At 47.3% G+C, this 26,561-nt stretch carries 23 protein-coding genes and 1 tRNA gene; 14 read left to right on the plus strand and 10 right to left on the minus strand.

What is annotated here, in order from left to right; genetic code table 11:
* Positions 1-5 precede the first annotated feature (5 nt).
* From ACN083_RS06595 to ACN083_RS06610, 4 genes are all read right to left on the minus strand, one after another.
* On the minus strand, positions 6-1,760 hold the full coding sequence (locus ACN083_RS06595) for a pyruvate dehydrogenase (RefSeq protein ID WP_419102041.1): 1,755 nt from the start codon (positions 1,758-1,760) through the stop codon (positions 6-8).
* Between the two features lie 202 nt (positions 1,761-1,962).
* A complete protein-coding gene (locus tag ACN083_RS06600; RefSeq protein ID WP_419102042.1) occupies positions 1,963-3,372 on the minus strand; it encodes a class II fumarate hydratase in 1,410 nt (469 codons plus the stop codon).
* Between the two features lie 90 nt (positions 3,373-3,462).
* Positions 3,463-4,119, minus strand: coding sequence for a carbonic anhydrase (locus ACN083_RS06605; RefSeq protein WP_419102043.1), 657 nt, complete (start codon positions 4,117-4,119; stop codon positions 3,463-3,465).
* A gap of 32 nt (positions 4,120-4,151) precedes the next feature.
* On the minus strand, positions 4,152-4,826 hold the full coding sequence (locus tag ACN083_RS06610) for a DUF4245 domain-containing protein (RefSeq protein ID WP_419102044.1): 675 nt from the start codon (positions 4,824-4,826) through the stop codon (positions 4,152-4,154).
* A 231-nt stretch (positions 4,827-5,057) separates the two neighbouring features.
* On the opposite strand from ACN083_RS06610, the gene glpX reads away from it, so the two are divergent.
* The gene (gene glpX, locus ACN083_RS06615; RefSeq protein WP_419102045.1) at positions 5,058-6,077 is read left to right on the plus strand and encodes a class II fructose-bisphosphatase; all 1,020 of its coding nucleotides are present in this window, start codon (positions 5,058-5,060) and stop codon (positions 6,075-6,077) included.
* A gap of 113 nt (positions 6,078-6,190) precedes the next feature.
* Here the strand turns inward: glpX and ACN083_RS06620 are convergent, their stop codons facing one another.
* From ACN083_RS06620 to ACN083_RS06635, 4 genes are all read right to left on the minus strand, one after another.
* On the minus strand, positions 6,191-7,180 hold the full coding sequence (locus ACN083_RS06620; protein WP_419102046.1) for a lipid II:glycine glycyltransferase FemX: 990 nt from the start codon (positions 7,178-7,180) through the stop codon (positions 6,191-6,193).
* Positions 7,181-7,302: 122 nt separating this feature from the next.
* On the minus strand, positions 7,303-7,911 hold the full coding sequence (purE, locus tag ACN083_RS06625; protein ID WP_419102047.1) for a 5-(carboxyamino)imidazole ribonucleotide mutase: 609 nt from the start codon (positions 7,909-7,911) through the stop codon (positions 7,303-7,305).
* A gap of 4 nt (positions 7,912-7,915) precedes the next feature.
* Positions 7,916-9,121 (minus strand): 5-(carboxyamino)imidazole ribonucleotide synthase, encoded by a 1,206-nt coding sequence (locus ACN083_RS06630; protein ID WP_419102048.1) that lies wholly within the window; start codon positions 9,119-9,121, stop codon positions 7,916-7,918.
* A gap of 69 nt (positions 9,122-9,190) precedes the next feature.
* A complete protein-coding gene (locus ACN083_RS06635) occupies positions 9,191-9,934 on the minus strand; it encodes a TIGR03089 family protein (protein ID WP_419102049.1) in 744 nt (247 codons plus the stop codon).
* A gap of 359 nt (positions 9,935-10,293) precedes the next feature.
* On the opposite strand from ACN083_RS06635, the gene ACN083_RS06640 reads away from it, so the two are divergent.
* The 10 genes from ACN083_RS06640 to ACN083_RS06685 all read left to right on the plus strand — a co-directional run bounded on the left by ACN083_RS06640 (position 10,294) and on the right by ACN083_RS06685 (position 20,465).
* A complete protein-coding gene (locus ACN083_RS06640) occupies positions 10,294-10,761 on the plus strand; it encodes a WhiB family transcriptional regulator (protein WP_419102050.1) in 468 nt (155 codons plus the stop codon).
* 20 nt (positions 10,762-10,781) lie between these two features.
* Complete coding sequence (locus ACN083_RS06645; RefSeq protein ID WP_419102224.1) at positions 10,782-11,051, plus strand: DUF3499 family protein; 270 nt, start codon at positions 10,782-10,784, stop codon at positions 11,049-11,051.
* Between the two features lie 237 nt (positions 11,052-11,288).
* On the plus strand, positions 11,289-12,536 hold the full coding sequence (locus ACN083_RS06650) for an Ig-like domain-containing protein (protein ID WP_419102051.1): 1,248 nt from the start codon (positions 11,289-11,291) through the stop codon (positions 12,534-12,536).
* Between the two features lie 120 nt (positions 12,537-12,656).
* Positions 12,657-13,787 carry a TIGR01906 family membrane protein gene (locus ACN083_RS06655; protein WP_419102052.1) on the plus strand — a complete coding sequence of 377 codons (1,131 nt, stop codon included), beginning with the start codon at positions 12,657-12,659 and terminating at the stop codon, positions 13,785-13,787.
* Positions 13,788-13,823: 36 nt separating this feature from the next.
* Positions 13,824-15,425, plus strand: a complete 1,602-nt coding sequence (locus ACN083_RS06660) for a dolichyl-phosphate-mannose--protein mannosyltransferase (RefSeq protein WP_419102053.1) — start codon at positions 13,824-13,826, stop codon at positions 15,423-15,425.
* Positions 15,426-15,468: 43 nt separating this feature from the next.
* Positions 15,469-16,356 carry a 16S rRNA (cytidine(1402)-2'-O)-methyltransferase gene (gene rsmI / locus ACN083_RS06665; RefSeq protein ID WP_419102054.1) on the plus strand — a complete coding sequence of 296 codons (888 nt, stop codon included), beginning with the start codon at positions 15,469-15,471 and terminating at the stop codon, positions 16,354-16,356.
* Positions 16,357-16,395: 39 nt separating this feature from the next.
* Positions 16,396-17,487, plus strand: a complete 1,092-nt coding sequence (locus tag ACN083_RS06670) for a TatD family hydrolase (protein WP_419102055.1) — start codon at positions 16,396-16,398, stop codon at positions 17,485-17,487.
* 72 nt (positions 17,488-17,559) lie between these two features.
* Positions 17,560-18,450: a 16S rRNA (adenine(1518)-N(6)/adenine(1519)-N(6))-dimethyltransferase RsmA gene (gene rsmA, locus ACN083_RS06675; protein WP_419102056.1), complete on the plus strand. Its 891-nt coding sequence runs from the start codon at positions 17,560-17,562 to the stop codon at positions 18,448-18,450.
* A gap of 21 nt (positions 18,451-18,471) precedes the next feature.
* The gene (locus tag ACN083_RS06680; protein WP_419102057.1) at positions 18,472-19,461 is read left to right on the plus strand and encodes a 4-(cytidine 5'-diphospho)-2-C-methyl-D-erythritol kinase; all 990 of its coding nucleotides are present in this window, start codon (positions 18,472-18,474) and stop codon (positions 19,459-19,461) included.
* A 35-nt stretch (positions 19,462-19,496) separates the two neighbouring features.
* Entirely contained in the window at positions 19,497-20,465 is a 969-nt protein-coding gene (locus ACN083_RS06685; RefSeq protein ID WP_419102058.1) for an acyltransferase family protein, read from the plus strand.
* A gap of 577 nt (positions 20,466-21,042) precedes the next feature.
* Here ACN083_RS06685 and ACN083_RS06690 read toward each other — a convergent pair.
* Together ACN083_RS06690 and ACN083_RS06695 are read right to left on the minus strand one after the other, a co-directional pair.
* Positions 21,043-22,014 carry a glycosyltransferase family 2 protein gene (locus ACN083_RS06690; protein ID WP_419102059.1) on the minus strand — a complete coding sequence of 324 codons (972 nt, stop codon included), beginning with the start codon at positions 22,012-22,014 and terminating at the stop codon, positions 21,043-21,045.
* 62 nt (positions 22,015-22,076) lie between these two features.
* Positions 22,077-23,906, minus strand: a complete 1,830-nt coding sequence (locus tag ACN083_RS06695) for an ABC-F family ATP-binding cassette domain-containing protein (RefSeq protein ID WP_419102060.1) — start codon at positions 23,904-23,906, stop codon at positions 22,077-22,079.
* Between the two features lie 215 nt (positions 23,907-24,121).
* On the opposite strand from ACN083_RS06695, the gene ACN083_RS06700 reads away from it, so the two are divergent.
* The 3 genes from ACN083_RS06700 to glmU all read left to right on the plus strand — a co-directional run bounded on the left by ACN083_RS06700 (position 24,122) and on the right by glmU (position 26,560).
* Positions 24,122-24,826 (plus strand): hypothetical protein, encoded by a 705-nt coding sequence (locus ACN083_RS06700; protein ID WP_419102061.1) that lies wholly within the window; start codon positions 24,122-24,124, stop codon positions 24,824-24,826.
* A 115-nt stretch (positions 24,827-24,941) separates the two neighbouring features.
* Positions 24,942-25,013: transfer RNA gene (locus ACN083_RS06705), tRNA-Gln, on the plus strand.
* 77 nt (positions 25,014-25,090) lie between these two features.
* Complete coding sequence (glmU, locus tag ACN083_RS06710; protein ID WP_419102225.1) at positions 25,091-26,560, plus strand: bifunctional UDP-N-acetylglucosamine diphosphorylase/glucosamine-1-phosphate N-acetyltransferase GlmU; 1,470 nt, start codon at positions 25,091-25,093, stop codon at positions 26,558-26,560.
* The last annotated feature ends 1 nt before the right edge of the window (position 26,561 follow it).

Raw genomic sequence — 26,561 nt, forward strand, 5'->3', positions numbered from 1 at the left:
CAGGCCTAAAGAATCTGCCTCCAAGCACTCATATTACGCAGATTCGAACGAGCCATAGCAACAGCCTCACCAGCACCACGATTGAGAGCAATCTTCGACAACGACGATGCAAAACCAATAATCTGTTTTGCCTCAACTTCTGGAGGCATCGAAAGAGCATTAGGATCTGTCACAACATCCACCAAAGATGGGCCACGATGCTCTAACGCCTTTCGATACGCCCCCTCAAGATCATCCGGATTCGTAACACGTTGAGCCTGAAAACCCATTGCCTGAGCAATATCAGCATAATTAACCTCAGGAACGTCTACACCATAATCCTCAAAACCTTGAACTAACTGTTCAAGCTTGACCATACCCAACGTCGAATTGTTAAACACCACCACGGTCATCGGCAGGTTATACATCTTGGCTGTGAGCAAGTCTCCAAGAAGCATCGACAAACCACCATCACCCGAGACAGAAATTACCTGACGTTCAGGATGAGAAATCTGGGCACCTAATGCCATCGGCATCGCATTAGCCATCGACCCATGCAAGAACGAACCTAAAAGACGACGCTTCGGACCTGGGGTAATATAACGAGCCGTCCACACATTACACATTCCCGTATCAGCGGTAAAAATAGCGTCCTCAGCAGCAACTTCATCCAGTACTGTAGCAGCATATTCGGGGTGAATGAGCGCAGAAGTATTAGGATCCTTCGCATAAGCATTGACAACTTTCTCCATAATCTTCTGATTCTTCTTCACAAGATTCTCAAGAAAACTACGGTCTTCTTTTCTCGAAACCAACGGAAGAACACCGTTGAGAGTTGTCTCAATATCGCCTTCAACAAGCAACCCCACATTAGTACGTCGGCCCATCACCTCAGCACGACGATCAATCTGAATCGTCTCAGTATCAGGCAAGAATTGGTCATAAGGGAAATCCGTACCCAAAAGCAACATCAGGTCAGCTTCCTTAAGACCCTCAGCGGCTTCTCCATAGCCTAACAGCCCAGTCATTCCTACATCGTACGGGTTATCGTATTGAATGAACTCTTTACCCCTCATCGTATGTCCGATAGGAGCACCGATTTTTTCGGCAAGTTCAATAACGCGCTCGCGTGCTTGAGCCACCCCAGCACCAGCAAAAATAGCGACTTTTTGTGCTTTATTGATGCGTTCTGCAATTTCTTCAAGCGTCTCAGAGGTTGGTGTTAAGGCTGCTCGACACAAAGTACCCCATTCGGGAATTGCTTCGACGGCATCTTCTGAAGCAATATCGCCGGGGATAGAGACGACGGCAACACCGTTCCGAGCAATTGCGTGACGCATAGCTGAATTGACAATGCGTAATGTTTGTTCGGGGGAGACAGCCATCTCGTTATAAACAGAGCACTCTTCAAAGATTCTTTCGGGATGGGTCTCTTGAAAATAACCGGTGCCGATTTGTCCCGAAGGAATATGCGAGGCAATAGCAAGAACTGGAGCCTGAGAACGATGCGCGTCGTATAACCCGTTGATGAGGTGAGTATTTCCCGGGCCGCAGGAACCTGCACAGACCGCTAGTTTGCCGGTGAGTTGTGCTTCAGCCCCAGCGGCGAAAGCTGCAACTTCTTCATGTCGGACGTGTATCCAATCGATTCCTCCATTATCTGAACCGCCGGATGCTCGTACTGCATCAACAATCGGGTTCAGAGAATCTCCTACCACACCATAAATTCTTTTAACCCCAGCGTCGATGAGTTGCTGGACAATCTGTTCTGCTAACTTCACGGAAAACCCCTCAATATTTATCAGTATTCTTACGATTAACGATAGACCTGTTTCCTAAGAACATCTAGAGTCAAGAACTGAAAATCTCAGAATAAAAAAAGACCCTCAACGTTTAGAAAAAACAATATGCCGTTGATACAGATACCTTGTGTACCTGCACCAACGGCATATCATGCTCAGCGTCTTGAACGGAATTAAAAGACTAACGATAAGAACCAATCATGCTCATCACATCTAACGCCTGATCCAACTGTTCTTCCGTAATCTCTCCGCGCTCAAGGTACCCAAGAGCTAATACAGCTTCACGAATAGTGCTCTGATGAGCTACCGCATATTTGGCAATCTTCGCAGAAGCTTCATAACCGATATATTTATTGAGTGGAGTCACGGTAGAAGGAGAAGCCTCCGCTAAGAAACGAGACCGCTGAACATGAGCTTCTAAACCGTCAATCATCTTGGACGCCATCACTGTTGAGGCATTAGCGAGTAAGCGAATTGACTGTAGAAGGTTAGCAGCCATGACGGGAATACCAACGTTAAGCTCAAATGCGCCGTTGGTAGAAGAAAGCGCAATCGTCGTGTCATTACCAACAACCTGAGCAGCTACCTGAATCACTGCCTCACAAATAACAGGGTTCACCTTTCCGGGCATAATAGAAGAGCCCGGTTGCAAATCTGGAATCTGCAATTCTCCTAGACCCGTATTAGGGCCAGAACCCATCCAACGAATATCATTGCAAATTTTCATCAACGAATACGCAATAGTGCGCAAATGCCCCGAGGCTTCAATCAGAGCATCACGGTTTGCTTGCGCCTCAAAATGGTTACGAGCTTCAGTAATCGGTAAAGAAGTCTCCTTCGCAAGTAACTCAATGACTCGCGCAGAAAAACCTTCTGGAGTGTTAATACCCGTACCGACAGCAGTTCCGCCTAAAGGAACTTCTGCAACACGCGCCAAAGAACTTTCGACACGCTCAATGCCATACCGTACTTGTGCGGCATAACCAGAGAACTCTTGTCCGAGCGTTACGGGGGTTGCATCCATAAGATGCGTACGACCAGATTTCACAACATCTTTGAATTGCTCAGACTTTTGCTCTAAAGATGAAGCCAACGTATCCAAAGCTGGAATGAGATTGTTAATCAGAGCAGAAGTAGCTGCCACATGAACCGACGTAGGGAAAACATCGTTAGAAGATTGTGAAGCGTTGACATGGTCATTGGGGTGAACCTCAAGACCTTGCTCCTTGAGACGACGTGTTGCAAGAGTTGCTAGAACCTCATTGGTGTTCATATTAGAGGAGGTTCCCGATCCCGTTTGAAAAATATCAATGGGGAAGTGCTCATCGTATGCCCCGGTTGCGACGTCATCGGCGGCTTCACGGATAGCTTGAGCACGCTGGGAATCAAGAACACCTAGTTCTTCATTGGCAGTAGCAGCAGCCTTTTTAATGAGCGCTAAAGCGCGAATATGTGCAGATTCTAAACGTTGCCCTGAGATAGGAAAGTTTTCTACTGCTCGTTGGGTTTGTGCACGGTACAGCGCCTGTGCTGGGACGCGCACTTCACCCATAGTGTCATGTTCAATACGGTATTCGATATGTTCAGCCATGACTACCAGCTTAGCTTCCATAAAGTGACTTACAGCTCACTTTGCGGGTTTTTGACAAGAAAAACCAAAAATTAAGAACCACACAAACCCTTAAGCTAAAAACCTCATCGCAGCATTCTTATCGATATTCTGTGAACAATACACCAACTCAACTTTGCCATCTGCAAGATGGTAAAACATCCCCACAACAGCTGTACGTCCCTCATCAACCGCCTTGGCGATAAGACGTGACTGCTCCAAAATACGTTCTGACACCTGAACAGTATGCTCCCGAACTACTTCATTCACACTCGGAGTAGACGACAAATGGGCAGAGATTGCTGAAGGAATAATTCGCTCAACCAAATAACGAATAAAGCCACCGGGGAAAACACCCGTCTTCAAAGCCTTTTGAGTGACCGAAACAGCTCCACAAGAATCATGACCAAGAACAACAACTAACGGAGTATGTAAATGTGCAATCGCATACTCTAAAGAGCCGGTAATCGCACTTTCCATCACATGCCCCGCCGTTCGTACCACAAACATATCGCCTAGACCCTGATCAAAAATTACTTCAGCAGCAATACGAGAGTCAGCACAACCAAACAAGGTCGCATAAGGGAACTGTCCACTAACTAAATCATTGCGACGTTCTGCATCCTGATTAGGGTGTTCCACCCGACCGTGTACAAAACGCCAGTTCCCTTCAAGTAACCGTTCAAGAGCCTGCTGCGGAGTAAAAACTCGTTCATTACTGTTCATCATTCTTCTTTCCCGAACACTGATGCTGCTCCGTCTTACTGGATACCTGAAGATGACGTCGGTTCAGCAGTTTTTGTAGGGTTCTTCTCGTAAGAGATAACAGCTTGAGCTAATTGAATAATTTCGTCCTCGGAACTTTGTCCATTAAGAATGACGGTTGTTCCTGAAACAGTACCCACATACGAAATTGTTGGTTCACCATCTTTAGGTGTGTACACGCGAACATCCCAGAGCACACCAGCGACCTCCTGTGTTCTTTGCACAGCAGCATTATTGACTCGCTGCGCAATCCACGTAGGGTTAGTATTTTGGGCTTGAACCAGCTCAATATACCCTGCCTGAGCAGTAAGCTGACCGGTATTCCAGAAGCTAATACCATCTGCTTGGTGGCTCTTCCATCGGGCAAAGTTATAACGCCAGCCGTCTATCTCTGGCGCTGCTACAGGATAACCAGCCTCCTGAGAAGATAAATACGCGATGGAGTCTAAATCAACCTGTGGATTGTAATGATTCTTATTGGACGTTAAAGCAGGGGATAACCAGAGAATAGGAATCAGAATAAGAATCATCACCGCCATCGAAATAATCATATTTCGAGCCGGAGCATGAATACGTTGTGCCTGCTTCTGAGTAATGAGGGGAACTACCGGTTCAGAAGATTCTTCGGCAGAAACAGTGTCTTGAGATGAAGGATATTGTTCTGTGCTCACCTAACTATTTTCCCCTATCTTCCTCATAAAAAACCTCAAGACAACCTTATCCACTCAGAAAAACTCAGGTAATAGAGAGAAAAATTTAGCAATTTGAATCACAAGAATCAGTATATGGAACTAAGCTTATAGAATGATGACGGAAAAAGGGAACCAGTCATGACGATGACGTAATGACTGACCTATGACCACATCTTGAGTACATATCATCTACCTCGAAGGTCAGGGCACATGTCAGAAAAGCTGGCGCAGAACGATACTTACCACACCGATCGAAACCTCGCACTAGAACTCGTGCGTGCAACCGAAGCTGCTGCTATAGCAAGTGGCCCATGGGTGGGAGCAGGAGACAAAAACCTTGCCGATGGTGCAGCCGTAGACGCTATGCGCTATCGACTATCTACCGTCAACTTCAGCGGCACTGTCGTTATCGGTGAAGGAGAAAAAGACCAAGCACCCATGCTTTTTAACGGCGAAAAAGTTGGCGAAGGAGTTGGAGCGTCCTTTGATATTGCCGTAGACCCCATCGACGGCACCCGACTAACCGCCCTTGGAATGGATAACGCACTATCCGTTATTGCTGTTGCAGAAGCCGGCTCCATGTTCGACCCATCTGCCGTGTTCTATATGGAAAAACTCGTTGCTGGACCAGAGGCTGCAGAACTTGTCGATTTACGACTACCAGTTAAACAGAACCTTCACCTCACCGCAAAAGCGTTAGGTAAACCAGTTAGCCAGCTCACCGTCTGTGTACTTGACCGCCCCCGCCACGAAAAACTGATTCAAGAAATCCGTGACGCTGGTGCCCGTACCCGAATCATTCTTGATGGTGATGTCGCCGGTGCTATCGCCGCATGCCGTGAAGGAACCGGCGTAGACCTCATGATGGGAACTGGCGGAACACCAGAAGGAATCGTTGCTGCCTGTGCTATTAAATCTACCGGTGGAATCATTCAAGGACGGCTTGCTCCAATCGACGATGCAGAACGCGAAAAGGCCCTCGAAGCTGGACACGACCTTGACCGTGTGCTGACAACAGACGACCTCGTCACCAGCGATAACTGCTTCTTTGCGGCGACAGGAATCACCGACGGAAAACTCCTTCGCGGTTTACGCTACAACGGAAACACCGTCACAACTCAATCACTGGTTATGCGTAGTAAATCAGGAACCGTGCGTATCATCGACGCAGAGCATAACTTAGAACGTTGGGAACGCATCCTTCAACGTAAAGCAAGCGTACGCCGATAACCGTAATAGAAGGTTCTATGAGCAAAAACTGCGGGTGGGTGGAAACTATACTATATTTCCACCCACCCGCAGTCTGTTAAGAAACTTTGAGCAGAATACTTCAGCGCAAGAGCCTAGGACTTTTGGCGAGCTGAACGAACCTCAGCAACTTTAGTCTTCAGCTGTTGAAGACCTTCACGAGCAGCGCGGATACCTTCGTAAGCACGGTAACCTACCGCAGAGACTGGTAAATCCCAAGTTCCAGGATACGCAACTGAACGTCCACCAAAAGACTTCTTAAACTCCGTAAAGCCTGCCCACTCGTGGTTTGGATCATCATTAGGAGCAATTCCGAACAAGTCAACGTATTTGAGACCTTTTTCTTTTGCATCCATAATCATCCACGAAACAAGAGGCTTATTAATGCGTAGCTTACGGTGCTCCCAAGAAGTTCCAGTATGCGCATAGGTACGTGTATCGTCAGAATCGTAGACGAAAGTTGCCCCAATAGCTTCGCCTTCAGCGGTTCTTACAATAATCAGGCGAGCAGCATCTTCTGGCATAAGAGTTTGAGCAACACGTTTAAGATAATCATCTTGCTGACGTTTAAACTGATTACGTTGCGCTGTCTGCTCTAGATATTTAGTAAGAATATCGATATCTTCAGGATTATGCGAGACCTCAAATGTAATACCCTTTTTATGGATGTTACGGTGCAAATTGCGGTTAGTAGACTGCATCTGTTGCAAGAGCTCGTCTTCAGATACATCTAAATCAATAATCTGAGTATGTCCGGGCTGAATCTGCCGTGGAGACAGTTTAAAACCGCGTGCAGACAAGAACGTCTCTGCCGAACGAGAACCCCAAATTGCTTCTTGCGTGGGCTCAACACGAATAAACCAGCATTTATTCTCGGCAGCAACCTTCTTCATATCTGCGATTGCCTCATCAAAAGCTTCCGCGCTATCGGCAACAGGCCCATAGGGGGAGTAGAGGTATCGTCCAGTTTTGCCACCTTCTAGCGTGGCAAGATAGCTCCACCCATCTCCGCTACCACGGAACACCTGGTGACCATTTGCTGTTTGGAACTTTGCCCAAATATCTGATTGCAGGATATTACTCATGGTTTTCAGCATACCGAACCATAGGCATCTTTGCTCACTCTATACCAGCTGAGTTATCCCACATTTAATGAAGAATCAGAGAAAAGAACAATGAGGCCCCTCCAACATCCTGAAGAGAATCATTAGGGCGCATAAGGTTTATCACGCGGTAAATCTTCTACTGGTAATGCCTCTGCCGAATCATTTTCTTGCTGTTGGGTGCGTGATGAAACTTTAGCTCGAAGAGCTGTACCCTTATCTTGTGCGGAACGTTTGAGATTCTGTGCAAATTGTCTAATGTCAGCCTGAATCTGCTGTGCCTGATCATCAACGCCAGCACCTAAAATCCGTAAAGCAAGAAGACCAGCATTGCGTGCACCATTGATAGATACCGTTGCTACCGGAACACCCGCTGGCATCTGCACAATAGACAGCAAAGAGTCCATTCCCTCAAGGTTTTTTAAACGTACTGGAACACCAATGACAGGCAACGGTGTAACAGAAGCTAACATTCCTGGAAGATGTGCAGCACCACCAGCTCCGGCGATAATGACGCGAATACCGCGCTCATGTGCACGGAGCCCGTATTCAATCATTTCTTCAGGCATGCGATGAGCCGAAACCACATCAGCTTCATATGTGATACCGAACTCCTCAAGGACAGCAGCAGCTTCTTCCATGACCGGCCAATCAGAGTCAGAACCCATAACGATACCAATAACTGGTTGGGTGTTCTCGTACGATGAGAGCATGATATTACTCCTTTGAAGAGGTGGGTGTCTCTAAACCTGTGCGGAAGAGACGAGATATTTTTTCGGCGGCTAGTTGTCGCTGAGATAATGATTGTTCAGTGCCGGTGATGTTAACATGGCCAATTTTTCGTCCGAAGCGGACGTCTTTACCGTAAAGATGTATTTTTGCTTGAGGCTCAAGCGCTAATGCCTGCGGGTAAAGCTTCCCAATATTCTCGTAAGTACCGCCGAGGATATTCTTCATCAGAGCATTAGATTCTGTCAGCTGTGTGTCTCCTAACGGAAGATTGAGCACCGCACGTAAATGTTGTTCAAACTGGCTAGTTTTTGATCCGTTTTGAGTCCAATGCCCAGTATTGTGCGGGCGCATTGCTAACTCGTTGATATAGAAACCCTCTGACGAATCTGGAACTTCAAATAACTCAACCGCCATAACACCCGTTACGTTAAGTTCACGGGCAAGAGTCTGCGCGGTATCGCGTATCTTTTGTGCTAGGTGCTCGGATAATGCTGGAGCTGGGGCAATGACTTCATCGCAAACGGAGTTGACCTGCCGTGATTCACTGATATCCCAAAGACGGATCTCTCCGCTGTCATTGCGTGCAACAAGAGCTGATAACTCCCGTGTGAAGGGAACTTTCTCTTCAACTAAGAGAGATGAAAAGGCGGTGTTGCTCTCAAGCTGAGAGAACCATTGCAAGACTTCTTCGCTGCGTGCTTGTTCTGGTGAACTAATGACCATAACGCCTTTGCCGTCATACCCACCGCGCGGAGTTTTGAGCACAATATCCCACTGATGTTTTTCTCCAAAACTCACAAGTTCTTCAAGGGTACGTACCTCAGCCCACGGTGGGTTAGCTAACCCTAGATGACGAACTGCCTGCCTCATCTGTAACTTGTCTTGGGCATAGATAAGAGCTTGAGGACGCGGCTGAACATTAACGCCCTCGTCGATAAGTTTCTCTAAGAGATGCGTCGGGACGTGCTCATGGTCGAAGGTTAATACATCAACGTTCCGCGCAAAATTGAGCAGCTGTGCGTAATCGGTGTAATCACCAACAGGTGCTTCGGGGATAGTCTGACGCGCACACGCGTTTTCGTCTTCTGCCATAACTTTGAGACGAAAACCTAATTCATGGGCGGGAGCTGCCATCATACGCGCTAACTGACCGCCACCAACAATGCCAACGATGGGAGAGTTCACACTCATAAGGCTACCTTCTTTTTCTGCAGGGAAGGGAAAAATGTCTTTTCATGAAATTCATTCGTGAACAAATGCCTAGAGCCAAGGGGAACATACCGCTTTTTCGTCATGATGAATACGATGGATTTCTTCTGTGACCCAGTGAACAGTCGGATCCCGTAGAATAACGGCTTTTGCCTGAGAAAGACAACATAGCACTTGTTGAAGGTAATTAGCGTTGAGCATGGGAGGAGCACTAATGTCGTAGGCCTGTTCCGATAACGGTTCTTGCTGTGTGAGAACAATACTGTTTAGAAGCTGCTGATAGCTGGTATTCTCCCACGCTGTATCCGTAGGAGACGGCGTTGAAAGTCCATGGTAAACGTCGCCATAAGAACGAACAAGAGCGCAATAATCCATGGTGTCATCGGGTAGAACACCCATAAAGTGTGGGGCTAGAGGGCTTTTTTCCACGAGTAGACGGTATTCAGCAGAGCTCTTAGGAAGTTCGTCGATATTGTCGGTACAAAAAATGTCTGCGCAGTCTTCTTCCTCCGGTACGAAATGCAAGTGTGCGCCAATACGAAGAGCCGCTAGCGCGATGATAATAGAACGCCAATGAGTGGTGGTGCTGATGTGTATTGGCTCTGAGCTATCGAGTTCACATTCTTCGCTGAGAAGGTTTGCTGTTTTGCTCACCCAATTTTCGAGAACTCGCCCAGAAAGTTCAATACGTTCGGAATGGTCGCTATACCAGATGAGAGCTGGGCTTTGACGTGCTTTGAGGGTGGTGAAAAATTTTTCAAAAGAATAGTTACGGGAAGGGTTTTGGGTGAGCATGCACATAACTTTAGCGAAAAACTCCTCAAAACATAATGTATATCACTTAACTTTTGAGATAAGAGCCATACTTTTTAGTCGATATGGAAAAACATCGCATAACACAGTAGGGTAGATACCACATTGAGGGCATAAAAGACGCTGTTTCAGTGAATAAAATATAAAAGTTTTTGCTCTCAGCTTGACTAAACCGGTATTACACGCGTGTAATTAGGTTCAAGGTTTATTGCACTTTTGATTTTGCTTCAGCATCGTTGCGAGCTATACAGTGTATGAGTGTCAATAAACCACGCCAATCAAGAATCAGCAGATTGGTCAATAGAAAACCTCCACGATATAGGGACACGGAAGGGACGAAAATGGGTCTGTATGCTCACCGCAACTACGGGAGCGAATCGCAATATAGCGGAACACAGCCCCAACGTTATACTATGCAATCCGCTCAATACCTTGAAGAACGAGCAAACGCTTTACTAGCTGCCGCCGACGCTAAAGAAAAAGCAAAACAGCCTCCACAGCAAAAAAAGAACCTTGACCCGTTCTCTGCAGAAGCGCTTTCCCTCTGGGAAGCTGCCGCTGGACTATACAGCACTGAAGGCGACGACGGAGAACTCGCCTGGCAAGCAGACGCGCTCTGTGCACAAACAGACCCAGAAGCGTTCTTTCCTGAAAAAGGTGGCTCAACACGCGACGCAAAGCGCGTTTGTAATGAATGCCCCGTACGCGAAGCATGTCTAGAATATGCAATGGATAATGACGAACGCTTTGGCATCTGGGGTGGACTATCCGAGCGCGAACGTCGTCGTCTGCGTAAACAGACTATTTAGCAGAAAAGAGAAACGCTGTGATGGCACAAGTTCGCCTTTGTTCACGACAAACCTGCCAACGTGAAGCAATCTTCACACTGACCTATGCATACAGCCAATCAACGGCAGTTATCGGTCCGCTCTCAGCACACCGTGAACCACACGCCTACGACCTCTGCGAATTCCATGCAGAGAGACTCACCGCACCTCAAGGGTGGGACGTGATGCGTCTAGACAGTCCTGAAAACCACACTCAAGAACCTCAAAAAGCTGAAAACGCATACCCAACACTGCGTAGCGTACAAGACTAATCTTGCTGCTTTTATGAGTTTCGAACTTTACATATCAAATTACTTATCAGTAGACTGATAACTTCGAGTGCAGTTTTAGCCTGCACCACCACAACACACACAGACTCACCTCAACCCCAGCGCAAGATACCGCCACATAAAAATGGCGGATATTCACGCGCATAACTCTCGGTAAGTCTCTCCCCGTCGTATGTTCTTCAGTAATCACAAACGCAGTAACTAAGGTGGATAAACTTCGTGAGTCAAACACGACCAAACTCTTCTCGTGCCTTCACTCGACGCCCGTTCCTCAGTGCATCGGCGGCACTACTCGGAATCGCTACATTGAGTGCATGTGGAGCACCCAAAAATAATGCATCACAGGCAAACAGCTCAACCAACCCGACACCAAGCACGAGCCCCAGCCCCAAAAAATTTACAGGAACAGTAGAAGTTACCCCCGTAGCAGATACTACTGAATACAACCCTACCCATCCGGTAACACTCACCGCCACCGGAGGAACACTCAACAAAGTTAACCTCAAAAATGAAGAGGGAGAATCCATCAACGGCGAATACAACGCAGAAAAAACCGTATGGACCTCCACCGAAAACCTCAACTTTAAAGATAAGTACACTATCAGTTGGACAGCCGAAGACCCAGAAGGTGGAAAAACTAGTGGAAGCTCGACTTTCTCCACAGTCTCCGCTGCATATGAGGCTGACGCAAACACTAACATCGTTGATGAAGCTACCTATGGCGTAGGGATGCCCATCGAAATCAGGTTCTCAGAACCTGTCATCGACAAAACAGCCATAGAAAAAGCTATTACCGTCACCACCGAGAAAGAACAACCTGGAAAATTCCGCTGGTACTCCGACCAGATGGTACGCTATCGCCCAGAAAACTACTGGGCGCCAAACTCTACCGTCACAGTGAACATCGATATTCTCGGTATCGACTTCGGTCAAGGAATGATCGGCAACGGAAACATCAAGCGAACTTTCTATACCGGAAACAAACAGTATGCGTTAGCTGATAATGCCACCAAACTACTCACCATGTATGTTAATGATGAGCAAATATACCAAGCTCCCATCACTCTGGGCGATGCAGAATGGCCTTCCGTCACAGGGCAGCTCGTTATTATGGAGCAAGCTAGTAAATACTTCTTTGACTCCGCCTCACTAGGACTCAAAAAAGGCGATTCACACTACTACGAACCCTTCTGGGCTACAAACGTCTCACGCATCACCGCAGGGGGAGCCTTCGTCCACCAAGCCTTACCTAGTGCATACCCTTACGTAGGAAACACCAACGTCTCCCACGGCTGTATCGGATTACTACCAGCAGACGCAAAATACTTCTTCGACTCATTCCGCGTCGGTGACATCCTCGAAACCATCAACACCGGATACCCCAACGCCGACCCTGATGACGGCTACGGAGACTGGAACATCCCCTTCGAACACTACGACGACGAATCATACGTCGGCAACTGGTAAAAAATACCTTATACATCAAGTCCCTCACCCCACACCAGTGAGGGACTTGATACTATCTGAGCTGACCTATACTTATTGCAAGTACAGCAAAAATAAGCGCGCACGAGCAGGAGCTACAAAATGACAACCCCTCCGCAACGACGGAACGAATGGGCAAAACTATCCCCAGCTATCTCCCAAAAGGTAGCTAACGCCGAAGAACTACTCTCCGCTCGCAGGCAAGAAATCCAAGAAAAAAACAAAAACTCTAACACCTCCACACCCTGGTCAACAGAAAAACACCCAACACCAGCACCTCACACCAACCCCACCCCAACACCAGTACCTCACAACACACAAGAACACACCGACCCACCCGTCACTCACACCACAAAAGAAACCACCACAAAAGAAACCACCACAACCGAACCCCCCGCACAACACAACACCCAAGAACAACCACAACGCAACACCCGACGTGCAGCGCTCGCAGAAGAAAACCCAGAACAACAACAAAAACGCCTCAACACACGAGAAACCGCCGTCGAAGATAAACCCAAACTGCTCGCCCTACGAGCAACACTCATCGGGCTGAGCGTACCACTACTCACCTTCTTCCTCAGCCTCAAACTCGTAGCCTCCTCAACCTTCCTCTGGATTGAATACCACCGCAGCGCATTCCCCAAAGACCGCTACGGATTCGACACACAAGACCGCCTAACCTACGGCAACTACGGGCTAGACTACATTTTCAACCTCGCACCAGCTAGCTACCTCAGCAGTATCAAAAACCTCGAAGGGAAAAAACTCTTCCTCGACAGCGAAGTGCAACACATGACGGACGTCAAACATCTCATGCTCACACTCACTGTCCTTGCCATCATGAGCATCATCAGCGCACTACTTTGCGCACGAACCCTGAGCCTTAGAGCACCAGGAATCATCCGCCGTAGCATCTGGTACGGAAACCTCTTCACTGCACTAATCCTCGCCGTGCTAGCCATTATCGCCATCACCGGATGGGACGTCTTCTTCACCCAATTCCACCACATCTTCTTCCCCCAAGGAAACTGGCAATTTAGAGAATCAGACACCCTCATCCGACTCTACCCACCACAATTCTGGGTTGACGCAGCACTCGTATTCTGCACCCTATGCCTGAGCACTATCGCCGCTCTAGCAGCCATAACCTGGCCCACCACATACCGCAAAATACAAGAAGAAAAACGCAAACAAGAACGCCAAGAACTCCGCCAAAAACTAGCTGGATAAACAACACCCCATGAACCAGAATCTCAGGGAGCAAGAGTGACAGCCCCACAAATACCCATAGCTTTAAAAAAAGGCTGGAATCTAGAAGAAATGTATACCCGACTCCACGTCGAATACATTGCGCTACCACGCTACGGCTGGATTGCCCCCACCCTTATCGTCCTCCTTGCCGGAGCACTACGGTTCTGGAACCTTGCCCACCCCAACGCCATCGTCTTTGACGAAACCTACTACGTCAAAGACGGCTACTCCCTCCTCCATTACGGATACGAAAGAAACTGGTCAGAACACGCTAACGAAACATTCGTCGCCGGAACACCCACCGGAATACGAGACACCGCAGAATACGTCGTTCACCCGCCAGTTGGAAAATGGATGATTGCCTTCGGAATGGCACTCTTCGGGGACAACAACCCCTTCGGATGGCGTTTCGCAGCAGCACTCACCGGAACACTCAGCGTTGGGCTCATCGCCCTCGCCGGATGGCTCATCTTCCGATCTGTTACCGTCGCAAGCCTCAGCGCACTACTACTAGGTATCGACGGGCTAGCTATCGTCCAATCAAGACTTGCCCTACTCGATATCTTCCTCATGTTTTGGCTCCTTGCCACCTTCGTCTGCCTCCTCCTCGACAGAGAACAATCACACAGAAAACTCGCTCAAGCCTTACACCACAACGCCCAACAAAACGGGGGAGAAGCCACCAACAAACTACTGCAATACGGACCTAAAATAGGCATCCGTCCATGGCGTATCCTCGCCGGAATCTGTGCAGGACTAGCCGTTGGCACAAAATGGAACGCACTATTCTTCATCGCAATATATGGTGTTATTACCGTCCTTTGGGACAACCGTGCACGCCAACTACTCGGTATCAAAAAATGGTGGATACGCGGTATCTTCGACGACGGGATACGAGCCTTCCTCTCCATCATCGGTATTGGACTCCTCACCTATATCAGCACCTGGTCAGGGTGGTTCCTCTCCGAGAACGCCTACCACCGACACTGGGCAGAAAAACACCCAACAGAAGGACTGCTCTGGCTACCCCCAGCGCTACGCTCCCTCTGGGAATACCACGTCTCCGCGTACTCTTTCCACACCCACCTAGACAGCCCTCACACCTACCAGTCACCAGCATGGCAATGGCTCATCCTTGGACGCCCTACCTCGTACTACTACGAGTCCCTCCACCTCGGAGAAAACGGATGCCCCGTAGCCAAATGCTCAGAAGCAATCCTTAACGTCGGAAACCCACTCATCTGGTGGTCTTTCATCGTTACTATGGCACTCACACTATTTATCATCATCCTCAAAAGAGACTGGAGATTCCTTACCCTCTGGGCAATCTTTGCTATCGGCTACTTCCCATGGTTTGCATACCCAGAACGAACCATGTTCTTCTTCTACGCACTATCTTTTGAACCCTACGCCATACTCTTACTTGCAGGAACGCTAGGACTAGCACTAGGACGCCCCAACGACACCCCACAACGCAAGAAAAAAGGCCTGATCATCGTAGCCCTTTTCGTTATCACTGCACTACTCATCACCATTTTCTACCTCCCCATATGGACCGCCGAAATAATCCCCTACGAACACTGGCGCTGGCGAATGTGGTTCAACCGCTGGATATAAACTCAAATCCCTCACTACCATTGAAGACAAGGGCAACACCCCGATGACACACAACACAGAAACCAACACCCCGCAACACACCACAACACCAGAACCTGCCGGAGTGCTCATCCTCGGAGCAACACCCATCGGAAACCTCTCTGACACCACAGACCGGCTCAAACACTACCTACAAACAGCAGACCTCATCGCAGTAGAAGACACCAGAACCCTCCGCCGACTACTAAGTGGACTAGGACTCCAAACCCACGCAAAAATCATTACCAACCACGACCACAACGAAACACAAAAAGCCGAAGAAATCATCCACGCTGTACGCTCTGGAGAAACAGTCCTCCTCCTATCTGATGCAGGAATGCCCACCATCTCAGACCCCGGATACATCGCAGCCCAAGCCGTAGCAGCCGAAGGACTCCCCGTATCCGTCGCGCCTGGACCCTCCGCCGTACTTAGCGCTCTAGCAGTCTCTGGCCTTCCCAGCGGACGATTCACCTTCGAAGGGTTTCTTGCCCGTAAAGGAAGCGAACGCACCAAACGCCTCAACTCCTTAGCCACCGAAGAACGAACTATGATCTTCTACGAATCCCCACATCGTCTGGCAAAAACGCTACAAGACATGAGTGAAACCTTCGGCCCAGACCGACAAGCCGTTATCTGCCGAGAACTCACCAAACTCCACGAAGAAATCCTCCGCAACTCTCTTGCCGAACTGACAATATGGGCACAAAATACCACCATCCGCGGAGAAATCGCACTCGTAGTAGCAGGGGCAGAAACACCAGAAACACCAGAACCTGAAGGCCTCGTCGACCAAGTCCAAACACTCGTCGACCAAGGTATGCGACTCAAACAAGCCTGCGCACACATCGGAAAACAACACGGCGTCTCAACCAAAGAGCTATACAACGCCACCCTCGCCTCACGAAACTAACACCCCACAACCCCTATCTACTGTTGAAAAGAGACCCCAATGCGCACCTCAAAAACTCAACCTAACGATAGAGACTTCACCACCGAAGAACTCACACACTACGCCCAAAAACTCGGTATCCACCTCCCCACCGAAGAAACCCAACACAGCATCTTCACCAACACACCACACCTAATAACAGGGCAAACACCACCAGCATACGAAAGCTCACACTACAACCTTCACAACGTCGAAACAGGAGAAGGCACCGGACGCAGATCAAATACCGGAACGAACGGAAGCACCCGCAACCTTGTCTTCCCTCCCGCGCCAGAACCCTTACCCGCACCTGTTATCGACAACCACACCCACATGAATCTACTCGATGGAAATGTCAACATTAGCGTTCGCGACGCCTTAGATACAGGGGAGGCCCTCGGCATTTCACATGTTGTTCAGGTGGGCTGTGACGTTGAGTCTTCTCTCTACTCATTAGCCGTAGCAAATATGGATACACGAGTGTTAGCTGCTGTCGCCTTGCACCCCAACGAGGCACCACGCCTACACCAACAGGGGAAGCTAGAAGAATCTTTAGCCATCATCGACCGTTTAGCTCAACAGACACGAGTCTGCGCCATCGGAGAGAGCGGACTAGATTACTTCCGAACGGAAGAAAACGGACGTTGCCCACAACACGAAAGTTTTCGAGAGCATATCCGTATCGCTAAAAAATACGGTAAAGCACTGCAAATACATGATAGAGACGCTCATGAGGACGTCGTACGTATCCTCCTAGAAGAAGGCGCACCCGAGAGAACTGTTTTTCATTGTTTTTCAGGTGATGAACATCTAGCTAAAATCTGCATGGAACAAGGATGGTATATGAGTTTTTCAGGAACCGTCACCTTCAAAAACTCTCATGGCATCCAAAAAGCACTAGAAATAGCAGACCCATCTCTCATACTGGTCGAAACAGACGCCCCCTTTTTGACACCTCACCCTTATCGTGGACGTCCTAACGCCTCTTATATGACGAACTATACGGTACGTTTCATGGCAGAACGCAGAGAATCTGAGCTTGAACAATTCTGCGAACTACTGACCCAAAACTCACATACTGTCTACGGCTCATGGGACAACAAACTAAGATAAATCCTGCTATGAAATAGGGGGAATCCTACCAACATTATGTTCTTCTTGGCATAGATTGCTAAGATAAACGGTGTGAACGAACAGCAACTATTAGGTCCTCAAGAGATTCGTGAACTTGCAGATACTCTTGGTATTCGCCCCACAAAAACTTTAGGACAGAACTTTGTGATTGACCCGAATACGATTCGTCGTATCGTGGCAGCAGCACATATTGATCCTCATGAAACTGTCCTTGAAGTTGGGCCTGGGCTTGGGTCTCTAACCCTCGGTCTTCTAGACGCTGCTGCTGCTGTTGTTGCAGTTGAGATAGACCCTCCACTGGCACAACAACTCCCACACACAATAGAACGGTTCAGACCAGAAAAGGCAGAAAACCTTAGCGTTATTCACAGTGATGCAATGAAGGTATACCAGCTTGAGCAAAACCCTACTGCACTGGTTGCAAATCTTCCCTATAACGTTGCTGTTCCTATCCTGATTCACTTGTTCACCCATATTTCTTCACTACGTCATGCTTTGGTCATGGTTCAAGAAGAAGTTGCTCAACGTCTTGCCGCAGTGCCCGGCTCAAAAATTTATGGTGTGCCCTCGCTCAAAGCCAACTGGTTCTGTGAAGTCTCTCAGGCTGGAATTATCGGTAAGAATGTCTTTTGGCCCGCCCCTAAAATTAATTCTGGGTTAGTGTCCTTTACTCGACGTGAACAACCTTTATCGGATGTTCGTCAAGAACTAGTTTTTTCTATCATCGATGCGGCATTTGCTCAACGTCGTAAGACTCTACGCGCTGCCTTGGGTGTTTGGGCCGGTTCGCCGGCTCAAGCTGAAGAGATCCTTAACCATGCTGGGATTGATTCATCATTGCGTGGTGAGAAGCTTTCTATTCATGATTTCGTTCGTATTGCCGAATCGGCTCGCGATTTTGGCTATGACCACGGACTAATGACTCGCGGACAAGCTCACTAAGGGCAGAAGAGGTTAGAACCTATGAGTGCTTCCCAACTATCAGTTGTTGCTTACGGACACGGCAAAGTTAATATGTATTTTGCGGTAGGTGCCCCCGAAGCTAACGGCTATCATCCTGTTGCCAGCTTGTACGCTTCAACTTCGTTAAAAGAAACTATTAGTATTCATAGCACTAAAAATACTGGTATAACGCTCAGTGCAGAAGTTGCTTCTGATTCATTACTAGACCAAATGCAACAAGACGGAGTGTTCGACCTATCTGTTGTTCCTTTAGATTCTCGTAATCTTGCGTATCGTGCTGCTGAAGCAGTTCTTCACGAACATGGGCTAGGAACACATGACGTTGCATTCCGTATTCACTTGGTGAAAGCTGTTCCTGTTGCTGGCGGTATGGGTGGCGGTTCAGCTGATGCTGCAGCAACAATTCGCGCCGTAGATGAGTTTCTCCTCAAAAGTTCTATGACAACATCCTTACTACCTGATAGCGCATACCACCGTATTGCAGCATCTTTAGGCGCTGACATTCCTTTTGCCCTTCACACGGGTATCGCTATTGGCAGCGGGGTAGGAGATCAACTTCAGCCTCTGGAACTACCTTCTACAGTGGAGCCTTTACCTGTTGTGCTGGTTTCTTCAGCCCAAGGCCTTTCTACACCAACCGTCTTTCATGAGTTGGACAGGGGGCGTATGCACGGAGACTATCCACCTGCAGAAGATGTTTTAGCGGTTCCTGACGGTCTTTTAGAAGCTTTGGTCGCCGATACAGCACCTATTGCTCGTCTCTATGAAATTTCACGGTATATCCGTAACGATTTAGGGGCACCTGCCTGTACCTTAGCTCCAGAACTAACGAAGGTATTAGGGATCGAGTCCGAAGGACTGATTGCAAGTTTTGTATCAGGCTCTGGCCCCACCATTGTTTTGCTCATGGACTCGGCAGAAGAAGCTCAAAAACTTGCATCGTCTTTGCGAAGACGCGGCGGTTACGCTATCGCTGCATACCTTCAATAACATGTTCTTCTAAACATAAAGGAATATATAAATAGATGAGTAAAACGCGTTTAGTCTGGATGGATTCTTTGAGAGGAATGGCTGTTCTTTTCATTATCATCTATCATTCGACAACTGTGCCAATTGCCTGGTGGAGCGCAAGAGATTATTCTTTTCAAGTTCCAGATATTATTAATAGTATTAACGTTTCTTTATCTCCATATCGTGTCCCATGTCTTTTAATCATTTCTGGTTTGCTTTTAAACAGGTCTCGCTCAAAAGGAACTAAACGTTATCTTCTAGGTAAGTTCTACAATATTTTTTGGGCTTATCTAGTATGGTGTTCGATAATTATCCTTACTACTGGTAATTTTTCCCAGATGACCAATGTTTGGTTTTGGGCAGGCGGAAATATTTTATGGTACTTGCCTGTTATCTTCTTCTGCTATATCGCTGGAACTTGGCGCCCTTTCAATATTCCTTGGTTAGTTTATAGTTTCGTTTTTCTTGCACTTCTTTTCCTCAAAGATCCTTCGACAAATGCTGTAATCCGGATTCTTTGGTTTGGAGCTTTCTTCTTTGTCGGAGCTTATCTTGCAAAACATTTAACCTGGTTACAGGAACGGATGCCATTAGCCTTTGTCTGGGCTCTGGGGGCAATATCTGTATACGGAATTTATCATGCTCTAACTTCAGATATTTCTGAACATCATCTACTTAACTTTTTTACATCTGTATGTGGTTCTATCTTCCTCATCTGGTTGGCTCCATACTTCCCTGAAGCTAAATTCATGAAGATGGTCCAATTCGTTGGACAAAATTCTATTATTTTCTATGTTGCACATGGGCCCGTTATGTATGTTTTGCTCCGATTGTTAGGAACACCCGAGACCCTGAGCTGGTATGTCATAGCATTTATGATGTTGCTATCTTCCTTGACAGCATGTTTCTGCTTAGCAAAATACCGGAAATATATTGATTTCCTCTTTGTCTTTCCCCAAAGGCCAAGGGGTGAAGGTAGCTAGATAAAATAGTGCAGGTCTTAAGAAATATACTGAATCCTGCACTATTTTATATTTTTAGCATATAGCTCTTGGGACAAGCTAAAAAATTTTAGGATGTCCAGACATCTACTATGAAGTAGATAAAAGCAGAATTGTCTTCATCTCTGGTTTTTATAAGATTCGGAGTGCGGATTTAGATAGTCTGTGGTAGCGGAAACTCTGTAACGTTAGGCACTTAATGCTCTAAGGTGCCAATAGGCGTCAAAGAGAGTCATTACGCGGAAATACCATAAGTCAGAATTAAAAGTGAATACTATAGTAATCACAGTATTCTATCTCTAGGAAGAGATTATCCTGATACCAGATTATCACTCACATTACTTATATGAGAATATCGAGAGCGATGCATACCGCATATTATTTTGCAGAATAAGCAAACTATAGTAAAAACACGACATAAAATACGGTTATTCTTTGAGCTATATCAACCCATTGTGCTCGTGTTGTTTGGGTTTTTTGATATCTGTGCAGAAGATATCTGTTGTGCGTGGGACATAATTCCTCGAAAACGGCGGTGAATAAAGCGAAATAAAAATATCTAGTTAAGGGGACGAATACTATCTAACTCTTGTTGATTCCATGAAGTCCATTGCAAGAATTTACCGCGTTTCATCGGACCCTCGGCCGCAAACTTAATTCTTTCATCAGGTTTTCCTGAAGAGATATTTTCCCATACCTGTTGAATCTGTTCATCGCTAAGCTTGCTACCAGCTTCCCAGTGTGGGGCAAACCATGAGAGGTCTTCGCCTGTAAGCTTACTGCTTTCTGTCCCTTGGCGAACCTTACGCGCAATCTGCTGCACGCCTCGATACTGGACGTGGATAATGTCTAAGTCACAAGACTGTTTGCCTAGACGGGCAACGTTATGATTACCAGGCCAGATAACGGCTATTGGATGTGTTTTAAAAGCAACTTTTCCAGGGAAAGAATTTGCGGTATCCATGATCAGTTCTGTATTTTCGAGATCTTGTGGTGAATCAACAATTGGTACAGTGTGGTGAAAACGAGCGTGAACAACAGAAGAATCTGTATTTTTCAGGAACGATTTAAGACTTGTCTGTGGAGCATACCAAAACTCATCAGCATCGAAGGGAATAAGCCATCGTGCGCCACGTTGCCATGCAATATGAGATAGCCACGTCATTTTTTCTGATTGAGTATGTTCAACAACGGTATCTCTATAAATAAATATTCGAGGATCGGTTGAGGCCTTTTCTTGAAGATATTCCCATGTGCCGTCGGTTGAAAGATTATCAGCGATAAGAATTTTATCTATTCCTTGAGCAAAAAAATGTTCGATAACTAGGGGAAGTACATCTAATTCATTTTTAACAACGCTTACTGCCCATAGCTCTTTTCTTTTAAAAGTTATAGGCGGCAAAGTGGAATGGCACTGTAGACCTTTAATAGCTTTGTACTGAGCTTTTATTTTTTCTTTGTTATTACGCTGTTTAAAGGAGTAACTTATTTGCCCTAACTCAGTGCGTAATGTGCTGAGAATTTTTTTCATATTTTCCCCTTTGGTAAACGGTGATTAAAGTTCGTATCAAATGTGGACGTACTGAGTATAAACTACTCGAGAATTTCGGAGAGGTCGAGCCAGCGTAGCTCCAGCTCTTCGATGGCAGCGTCAAGTTCACTGATTTCTTGCTGTAGTTTTCCTAACCCTGCAAAATCGGTAGGGTCGTGTTCTGCCATGATGGAAGAAATCCGTTCTTTTTCTGAACTGAGTTTAGACATCTTACGATCTATCTGGTTCATCTCTTTTTGAGCTGCTCGAAGTTCTGCCCCAGAAATTTTGGGTTGGCTTTCATCTTTTGCAGAATTTTTGTGGAGTGCGTATGCTCCAGAGCCGTTTCCAGCAGAGCTTCCGCCCTTTCCCATAGCAGAAAGATTCACGTATTCTTCAACCCCGCCGGGTAGATGGCGGAACTTTCCATCAATAATGGCGTATTGCTGGTCGGTTACACGTTCCATAAGATATCTGTCGTGTGAGACAACAAGTAGTGTTCCTGGCCAGGTATCGAGTAGGTCTTCCATGGCTGCGAGCATGTCTGTATCAAGGTCGTTAGACGGTTCATCGAGGATGAGGACATTTGGCTCGTCTAAGAGAATGAGTAGAAGTTGTAAGCGTCTTTTCTGCCCACCTGATAAATCTTTAACAGGGGTAGATAACTGTGCTGTTGTGAATCCTAAACGTTCAAGGAGCTGCCCAGGCGTCATCTCTTTGCCATCGGCAACATATGAGGTTTTTTTACGAGAGATTACTTCTGAAACTCTGTCATGTTCAACTTCTTTGAGTCCCTCTAGTTGCTGAGTAAGTGTAGCAATTTTGACGGTCTTTCCGTGCTTTACTTTTCCTGCAACGGGTGTAACGGTACCGGTAACTAGTCCTAGAAGCGTTGATTTTCCGGCACCGTTGACGCCGAGTATGCCGGTGCGTTCTCCTGGCGCAATGTGCCAAGTGATATTTTTGAGGACTTCTTTTTGTTGCTGTGGGTTTTCTGGTTCAGGGTAGCTGACAGAAACATTTTCGATATCGACAACGTCTTTTCCTAAACGTGAAACTGCCATCCGCGATAGTTCGATAGTGTTGCGTGGGGGAGGGACATCGGCAATGAGTTCGTTGGCGGCTTCAATACGGAATTTTGGTTTTGAGGTTCGTGCTGGTGCACCTCGTCTTAACCACGCAAGTTCTTTGCGCATGAGGTTTTGACGTTTTGCTTCGGTAACTGCTGCTTGTCGGTCTCTTTCGACTCGTTGCAGGATATAAGCTGCGTAACCACCTTCAAATGGTTCGACGATTCCGTCATGCACTTCCCATGTGTCAGTGCATACTTCGTCAAGGAACCATCGGTCGTGTGTTACGGTGAGTAATCCACCAGTGTGTTTGGACCACCGATTTTTGAGGTGGTTTGCTAGCCACGTAATAGCTTCTACATCGAGATGGTTGGTCGGTTCGTCGAGCATGAGGACGTCCCAATCTCCAGCTAATAGTGCGGCTAGTGCGACACGCCGGCGTTGACCTCCTGAGAGAGAAGAGACATTAGCCTCCCAATCAAGGTCATTGACGAGGCCGTTAATGACATCACGAATTTTAGGGTTTGATGCCCACTCGTATTCTGGAGTGTTGCCAACAATTGCTTCACCGACGGTGTGCTCATTGTTGAGAATGTCGGCTTGGGTAAGAAATCCGATGCGTGTTCCAGAGCGGACGGTTACTTTCCCACTATCTGGTTGTAGTCGTCCTGCAAGAAGGGATAGTAAGGTTGACTTTCCGTCGCCGTTTTTGCCGACGATGCCGATACGGTGTCCCTCGTTAACGCCTACGGTGATACCTTCAAAAATAGTGCGTGTAGGAAACTCTAAATGGAGTGATTCTCCGCCAAGTAAATGTGCCACATATATAGCCTACATAGCTTGCGGTCTTTATGCTTCGCTTTAAGTAAGCGCAGGAAGAGTGTTTTTAGTGTGAGTATTTTCTAAACGATGGGTAATACACTGTTTAGGGGACAGGTAATGATTAGTCGGTTGCGTTAAAGAAGTCTTGCTAAAATTAGACTCTGAGTCAAAATATCTTATTGGCACAAGAACGTATCTTAAGGAAATGAGGAGCATTGGCGAAATTTGGCCTAGGGGCGCTGAAGAACCTCTTGGGGGGAAACAAACGGCGTAAGCATGAAGTTCCTTCACCTGTCACGTGTGAAGCTCCCAGCCCAGTTACGGAACAGATTTCTACTATCTCGGAGGAGACTCCTAAGATTTCGATTACTCCTGCCGCGCCTATTCCGCGAAAGGTTCCTGATAACGCAAAAAAGATTCTTTTTGTGTGTACCGGAAACATCGCGCGCAGTGCTTCTGCTCAGTATCTTGCGCAGTCTATGGTTCCTTCTGATTCGCCGTGGATTTTTGATAGTGCTGGAACTGGTGCTGTTGTTGGAAGCTCAGTCGCTTCACATATTGACAAAGAACTAGACCGTCGTGGAGTGCCGTATCTTGGGCATCAAGCAAAGCAGATTAATACCCGACTCTTAGCTGAATCGGAATTAGTATTGGTGATGGAGCGTGCCCATCTTGACTGGATCGTGCAGGAATGGCCGCAATACCGTTCTAAAGTTCGTTTGTTGCGTGAGATGTCTCGCCTGCGTGAGGGCGCTGGACGTCGTTCAGACCCTATTTCCTATATGAAACAGCACGATAGCGAACCCCTCGCTAAAGACGATATCGCTGACCCCTATCGTCGTGGATCTAAAGCTGCAGAGAAAGCTGTGAAAGAAATCGAAAAATCTCTTGAAGTGATTATTGCGTGGCTAGGACACTAAGAATAATAAAAGTGGGATAAATCAAAGCGCGGGAATTTTGATATTCGCTCAGCTTTGGTATGATAGTGAATCGTCTGGTTGATTCAAGGTCTACAAACCGAGAAAATACTGACAATCCGCCATGGTGTAATAGGCAACACAGCGGCCTTTGGAGCCGTTATTCTAGGTTCGAGTCCTAGTGGCGGAGCAAGGTTAACTTCAGCTATATAGATAACTACATTGAAGTAACCGTTTCCCACCCTCGAGGAGTCCTAAACTGTGAATATCGCAGAAAAACTCGCCCCGTCCGCTGTTATTGTTCTAGCCGCTGGGGCTGGGACTCGCATGAAATCTGAGAAGCCGAAAGTCATGCACGGCATCGGAGGGCGTTCAATGGTAGAGCACGCAATTGCCGCGGCTCGTGAACTCAATCCTAAAAAATTAGCTGTTGTTGTTCGACATCAACGAGATCGCGTTGCCGAACACGTTGTTGCGTTCGACGGTGACGTGCATATTGTGGATCAAGATGACATTCCTGGCACTGGTCGTGCTGTTGAAGTTGGTTTACTTGGTCTTGACGAACAAGGGGAAGTTTCTGGAACTGTTGTAGTTACTTACGGAGACGTTCCCCTTTTGCGTGCTCAGACACTGCAAGAGCTAATTGCTTTCCACGAAAAAGATCATAACGCGGTTACCGTTCTGACTGCGCACCTTGATGAGCCTGGTGCTTATGGGCGTATCGTTCGTAATCAGGCTGGTGAAGTTACCGCCATTGTCGAAGCGAAGGACGCTACCCCCGAACAGCTGGCTATCACCGAAATTAACTCGGGTATCTATGCTTTTGACGCTAAAGTTCTTCGTGAATCTCTTGCACAGGTAACAACCGATAATGCGCAAGGCGAAAAATATATTACAGATGTTCTTCACATCGCTCGTGAAGCAGGACATCGCACCGCCGCCCTTGCGATTGAAGATCGCTGGGAAGTTGAAGGTGCAAATGACCGTGTACAGCTAGCTCAGCTTGGACGAAAACTTAACGACCGTACCCTAGAGTTGCACATGCGTAACGGCGTCACTATCGTAGACACTCAAAATACATGGATTGACTCCACTGTAGAAATTGAGTCAGACGTTACCATTCTTCCTGGCACACAGCTACACGGTACAACGCGTATCGGAACTGGGTCCATTATCGGACCTGATTCCACCCTGACGGATGTTACTGTCGGTCAGTATGCTCAAGTGTCACGCACTCATGGCTCAGAAGCAACCATCGGCGATGATGCTACTGTTGGGCCTTTCGCATACCTTCGTCCCGGAACTGTTCTCGGCGAATCTGGTAAAATCGGCACATTCGTCGAAACAAAGAATGCAACCATCGGTAAAGGTTCAAAACTTCCTCACCTCTCATATGCCGGTGACGTCACCATCGGAGACCACTCCAATATCGGTGCCGCCTCTATTTTTGTCAATTACGACGGCGTCAATAAACACCGATCAACTATCGGATCACATGTTCGCATGGGCTCAGATAACATGTATGTTGCTCCGGTTAATGTCGGCGACGGCGCGTATTCCGGCGCCGGAACAGTTATTCGACAGGATGTTCCTGCCGGTGCGCTAGCTGTTAACGTAGCTCCCCAGCGTAATATCGAAGGCTGGGTTGTCAAAAACCGCGCAGGTACGGAGGCAGCTGAAGCTGCTGAAGCTGCGGGTGCAGAAGCGAAAAACTCTTCCGAGGAGAGCAATAAATAAA

Source organism: Rothia sp. CCM 9418, from assembly GCF_048512825.1.
Taxonomy (GTDB): domain Bacteria; phylum Actinomycetota; class Actinomycetes; order Actinomycetales; family Micrococcaceae; genus Rothia.

Bases quoted from the DNA above. Each gene is read 5' to 3' on its own strand.
- ACN083_RS06600 (WP_419102042.1), bottom strand. From the start codon at position 3,372: ATGGCTGAACATATCGAATACCGTATTGAACATGACACTATGGGTGAA.
- ACN083_RS06605 (WP_419102043.1), bottom strand. From the start codon at position 4,119: ATGATGAACAGTAATGAACGAGTTTTTACTCCGCAGCAGGCTCTTGAA.
- glpX (WP_419102045.1), top strand. From the start codon at position 5,058: ATGTCAGAAAAGCTGGCGCAGAACGATACTTACCACACCGATCGAAAC.
- ACN083_RS06620 (WP_419102046.1), bottom strand. From the start codon at position 7,180: ATGAGTAATATCCTGCAATCAGATATTTGGGCAAAGTTCCAAACAGCA.
- purE (WP_419102047.1), bottom strand. From the start codon at position 7,911: ATGCTCTCATCGTACGAGAACACCCAACCAGTTATTGGTATCGTTATG.
- ACN083_RS06630 (WP_419102048.1), bottom strand. From the start codon at position 9,121: ATGAGTGTGAACTCTCCCATCGTTGGCATTGTTGGTGGCGGTCAGTTA.
- ACN083_RS06635 (WP_419102049.1), bottom strand. From the start codon at position 9,934: ATGCTCACCCAAAACCCTTCCCGTAACTATTCTTTTGAAAAATTTTTC.
- ACN083_RS06640 (WP_419102050.1), top strand. From the start codon at position 10,294: ATGGGTCTGTATGCTCACCGCAACTACGGGAGCGAATCGCAATATAGC.
- ACN083_RS06645 (WP_419102224.1), top strand. From the start codon at position 10,782: ATGGCACAAGTTCGCCTTTGTTCACGACAAACCTGCCAACGTGAAGCA.
- ACN083_RS06655 (WP_419102052.1), top strand. From the start codon at position 12,657: ATGACAACCCCTCCGCAACGACGGAACGAATGGGCAAAACTATCCCCA.
- rsmI (WP_419102054.1), top strand. From the start codon at position 15,469: ATGACACACAACACAGAAACCAACACCCCGCAACACACCACAACACCA.
- ACN083_RS06670 (WP_419102055.1), top strand. From the start codon at position 16,396: ATGCGCACCTCAAAAACTCAACCTAACGATAGAGACTTCACCACCGAA.
- ACN083_RS06680 (WP_419102057.1), top strand. From the start codon at position 18,472: ATGAGTGCTTCCCAACTATCAGTTGTTGCTTACGGACACGGCAAAGTT.
- ACN083_RS06685 (WP_419102058.1), top strand. From the start codon at position 19,497: ATGAGTAAAACGCGTTTAGTCTGGATGGATTCTTTGAGAGGAATGGCT.
- ACN083_RS06690 (WP_419102059.1), bottom strand. From the start codon at position 22,014: ATGAAAAAAATTCTCAGCACATTACGCACTGAGTTAGGGCAAATAAGT.